Source organism: Sulfitobacter sp. HI0129 (assembly GCF_001635395.1).
Taxonomy (GTDB): domain Bacteria; phylum Pseudomonadota; class Alphaproteobacteria; order Rhodobacterales; family Rhodobacteraceae; genus Sulfitobacter.
On record NZ_LWGH01001107.1, the window covers coordinates 1 to 4,008 of the forward strand.

Sequence of the window (4,008 nt, forward strand, 5' to 3'; positions counted from 1 at the left end):
CGTGTCCTCGAGGCTCTGCCCGAAGATCCAGCCGTAGCGGCCGTCTTCGGTCCACTCGAGCAGGCGCTGGTGCAGATCGCCGCCGTCATCCGTAGACACAAAAAGCGATGCGAAATCCCGCCAGTTCCGCAGGGCCGGATTGGTGGCCTGGGCATTCTGGCGCACGACCTCTTGGATGCGGTTGGTCTGCGCCGGGGTCAGGGGCTTGTCGGCGCGGTAGAGCAGGGTTGTGAGCCAATCCGAGAGCCAGGCGGTGCCGCGCGCATCGGTCTCTGTCCAGAGCGGGTTTAGACCCGTGGGCTGGCCGGCGTTCAGGGAGGCGTAGCGCCCGCCATTGGCGCGCACCGCCATCTCCATGCCAAGACGGTAATCGAAGACGAAGATCCGCGCCCCTGCGCGACGGGCCTGGGTCATCAGGAAGGCGGACAGCACCGATTTGCCCGACCCGGGTCGTCCCATGATCAGGGTATGGCCGCTGGGCGGTTCTTTGTCGGGCGAGCCCTGCTCGTGATAGGAAAACCGGTAGGCGCTCTGCTCCGGCGTGGGCAAATAAGTTACGACCCGGCCCCATGGGGTTTTCGCGGCGGGTTTGCCGAGCTGTGTCCGGTGAAAGGCCGCAAAATCCGCGAAGTTGCGATTGGTGACGGCGCTGGCACGCACGCGCTTGGGCTGGTTGCCGGGATGCTGGCTGAGGTAATGGGCCTTTGCGGCGACCCGCTCACCGATCATCTTCACGCCTTCGGTCGCGGCGGCGTTCACGATTTCGGCGCTGAGCGTCTGCAGCTCTTCGAGCGTTTCGCAGAAAAGCGTCACGACCATATGGTGTTCGCCGAAGCTTTGGCGCTTGGCCTCGAGATCATCGGCGGCGATATCGAGGGCTTCTAGGAGCGAGAGGGCCGCGTCTTGGCTGGCCTGCATCTGGCGCTTTTGCCGTTTGATGCGGCCCGCCATGAGGTTCGAATTGATCGGGGTGAAGGAATGGGTGACGATCATGTCGACCGGTAGGTTCAGCATGTCGAACATGGTGCAGGAGGTGCCTTCCGAGTATTCCCCGATGGTGAAACTCTTGCCGTAGCGATGCCCCACGACGCCCTCGGAAAGCTCGAAATGGTCGCCGTGAAACGTCACGCGGGTATTGGCGACGTTGAAGGACAAAAAGCCGTAGGTGTTGGCCGGGTAGAGCGGCAGCTCGGTGCCCGTGTTGAGCGCGCCCAGAAACCCCACCAATTCCCCCGATGCAGCCGACAGCAGGCGCGGTTTGAGCTCTGCGAGGCCGGACAGGAAGACGTTCACGGCCTCGCCCAGGCGCTGCAGGCGTTTGCGGGTCTCCTCTCTCAGCCGGTCCGGCGCGCTGCGGCTGAGGAACGGCAGGAGGCTTTTCGGGGGTGGGCGGTGAATGACGGTGAGCGTCAGCGTCTTGTCGCGCAGCCCGCTGGTCTCGAGTTTCGCGCGCCAGCGCCGGTCAACCTCGCCTGCGAAGCTGTCCTCACGGATCGGGTCGAGATCAGGTTTGATGGCCTTGGAGACCTTGTGGACGTAATAGCTGAATTCCGGCCCGAGCTGCGCGACGATGCGGGCAAAGAGCGCCGTCACCTTGTCGAGATAGGCATCGTCGGTCGTGTAGCTGTTGATCCCCTCGAGCCGGATGCAGCGGAAGAGTTCGTTCACCCGGGTCCGCACGGTCTGGTCGTCGACGAGGCTCACATAGGGCAGCATATGCGCGAGGCGGGTCTCGCGCGCATACCAGTCTGGCGTCATTGTGCGGGCATCGAGCGCAGCATCACGGGCGTCATCACGGGGCATAGCTGTCCCCGCCATGGATGGACCTGTTGCGCGTGGGCGATGTCTCCTGCAGGGCCGTCATCATTACGTCGATGAAACGCGGGTCCCAATCCGCGGCCTTCCAAAGCACCGGATAGAGCAGGGCGGCGAAACCCAGCACCGCGATGTGCTGGACCCAGACGAACAAGAGCACCGAACCGAAGAGCCAGACCATCGCATACATGATGGGCAGGCCCAGAAGCTTCGGCGGGCGCACGAGCCCAAGAAAGAGGGGCGAGCGTTCAGCCACCGGCAAAGACCGCAGCAACGATCGTCGGGGCAGCCGCGACACCGGCGATGCCGACCAGGACCCAGAGCGCCTGGCGCAGATCAATGATGTTGAAGAACCAGCTCAGGAAAACTCCCAGAACGGCGAGCGTGGCAATGACGACCCCAAGCGGGCCGGTCAGGGCATCGACGATGCCCTGCAACAGGCTTTGGATCGGGGAGAGATCAATGCTTTGTGCGAGGGCCGGTTCTGCGACGAGCAGGAAGAGCGCCAACGAGGCGATAAAGAGGTTTGAAACCCAACTTGTTTGGAAAATTCGGTATCGCCAATGCACTGCCGCGCTGCGCGCTCTCGTGACATTGCCGATAAGTGTTTTGAGGAATGATTTCCAAAAAGGTTGGGACATCATGAATTTGATCCTTCCAATCGGGCCACGACGGCCATGACGCGGGCCACGTGGTTCTGGGTTTCTCGGTAGGGGGGAATGCCACCGTGCTGGCGCACGGCGTCCGGCCCCGCGTTGTAGGCCGCCAGCGCCAGATGCGGATCGCCGAAGCGTTCCAGCATCATCGCGAGGTAACGGGCAGAGCCGTCGAGGTTCTGTTGGGGGTCACGCGGGTCAACGCCCAGATCACGCGCCGTCGCAGGCATCAATTGACCAAGGCCAATAGCACCTGCACTTGAAATCGCATCCTGCCGGTAGGCGCTCTCAACCTCGATATTGGCCCGATAGAGAGCCAGCCAATCCGTGACGGACAGTCCCGCGCGGCGCAAACCGGGATGGCCGGCATAACGCAGGGCTGTTGCCTCGATGCCCAAGAGAACGTCTGCGCGGGGCAGGGGTGCTGGCTGGGCGAGTGCCGCAAACCTCAGCGCGTCAGGTTTGGGCGCTGCTTCCGTCTCACCAAGGATAGCCAAACCATCGGACGCCGATCCCTGACCAACGCCGTCATTGTAGTTCTGGGCAAAACCGCTCTGAGACCGGGATGGGGTCAGAGAGCCGTCGCTATCCATGACCAGGACCATCTGTGCAGAGGCTGGGGCGGCGACCAGCCAGAGACAGACGAGGTTAGTTGCCAGTGCCCTTGTCTGATGGGGCTTTGTCTGGCGGGGCGAATTTGTGCGTACGGCTTGTCCCCGCCTCAAGCGGCAGGTCGACATGCGCAAAGCCAAGGCCAATGAAGAATGACACCACGCCGGAGATCGTCTTGAACTCGCGGATCTTGATATCGTTGTAGGTCGTCCGCGTGCGGGCGGTGACGAGGAGCTTTTCCACGCCCTCGTCAGAGACAACGCGCATGATCCAGACCCCGTAATAGCTGGGGCCTTTCTTATGAGCCGACTCCTGGCACAGGATTTCTGCGCTATAGCCGCTTTCCACGAGTTCGCGGAACCTGGCTTCCGTAACCACATTTGGTGCTTCGATGTCCCAGTTCATGGCCCGGCTCACGCTTTCTCCAATGGCGGGACCCCAGGCATTCCCACTTGAAGCCCAGAGTTACGATAGTATATTATCAACCGCAAGATGTGTTATCGTGCTTTAGCTGTAGTTTGGTCACGCAAACACTAGTCACGGCCAGTGTCTGCGATCAAGGAGATAACAGGTTTGAGAAACCCAAGGTTGACATGCCTGCTCCCATTGCAAGCTATGGTCCTTCTAATCTGCGTTCCCGGGCCGGTTTTGGCGGAATCCTGCTTCGCCCCGGCCCGTCCCTTCCTGCCAAGCGATTCGCAGGCGGCGCGGGACTATGCGGACATCATCCGTGGCGATTTCGAAGATTACATTCAGGATATCCAGAGCTACTTCCGTTGCCTCGACGGTGAACGCGCCCGCGCTTTCGAGGAAGCGCGCGAAGTCAGCGAGGACTATGGCCGATTTCTACAATTGGTAGGGGATTGATGGGCAACCTCGGGAGCATCAGACTTGCAGCCCATGGAAACCAGACGCCGATAACACC

The 4,008-nt window shown here is 61.6% G+C and carries 6 protein-coding genes; 1 reads left to right on the top strand and 5 read right to left on the bottom strand.

Translation table 11 applies throughout. The annotated features are described in order from the left end of the window. The 5 genes from A3764_RS23200 to A3764_RS23220 all read right to left on the bottom strand — a co-directional run. The coding region (locus A3764_RS23200) for a type IV secretion system DNA-binding domain-containing protein (protein WP_067952161.1) at window positions 1–1,803 on the bottom strand (1,803 nt) is incomplete at its 3' end. Beyond that, on the bottom strand, window positions 1,793–2,071 hold the full coding sequence (locus tag A3764_RS23205; RefSeq protein WP_067923860.1) for a type IV secretion system protein VirB3: 279 nt from the start codon (window positions 2,069–2,071) through the stop codon (window positions 1,793–1,795). The genes A3764_RS23200 and A3764_RS23205, both read right to left, overlap by 11 nt. Beyond that, window positions 2,064–2,366, bottom strand: coding sequence for a TrbC/VirB2 family protein (locus tag A3764_RS23210; protein WP_067923895.1), 303 nt, complete (start codon window positions 2,364–2,366; stop codon window positions 2,064–2,066). The genes A3764_RS23205 and A3764_RS23210 overlap by 8 nt, the downstream gene beginning before the upstream one ends. An 89-nt stretch (window positions 2,367–2,455) precedes the next feature. Then, window positions 2,456–3,076, bottom strand: a complete 621-nt coding sequence (locus tag A3764_RS23215) for a lytic transglycosylase domain-containing protein (protein ID WP_067923858.1) — start codon at window positions 3,074–3,076, stop codon at window positions 2,456–2,458. 43 nt (window positions 3,077–3,119) lie between these two features. Beyond that, on the bottom strand, window positions 3,120–3,488 hold the full coding sequence (locus A3764_RS23220; RefSeq protein WP_067923892.1) for a hypothetical protein: 369 nt from the start codon (window positions 3,486–3,488) through the stop codon (window positions 3,120–3,122). Window positions 3,489–3,698: 210 nt separating this feature from the next. On the opposite strand from A3764_RS23220, the gene A3764_RS23225 reads away from it, so the two are divergent. After that, window positions 3,699–3,950, top strand: coding sequence for a hypothetical protein (locus A3764_RS23225; RefSeq protein ID WP_036562850.1), 252 nt, complete (start codon window positions 3,699–3,701; stop codon window positions 3,948–3,950). The last annotated feature ends 58 nt before the right edge of the window (window positions 3,951–4,008 follow it).

Coding starts and splice junctions, on each gene's coding strand:
- A3764_RS23215 (WP_067923858.1), bottom strand. CDS start 3,076: ATGGTCCTGGTCATGGATAGCGACGGCTCTCTGACCCCATCCCGGTCT.
- A3764_RS23225 (WP_036562850.1), top strand. CDS start 3,699: ATGGTCCTTCTAATCTGCGTTCCCGGGCCGGTTTTGGCGGAATCCTGC.
- A3764_RS23220 (WP_067923892.1), bottom strand. CDS start 3,488: ATGAACTGGGACATCGAAGCACCAAATGTGGTTACGGAAGCCAGGTTC.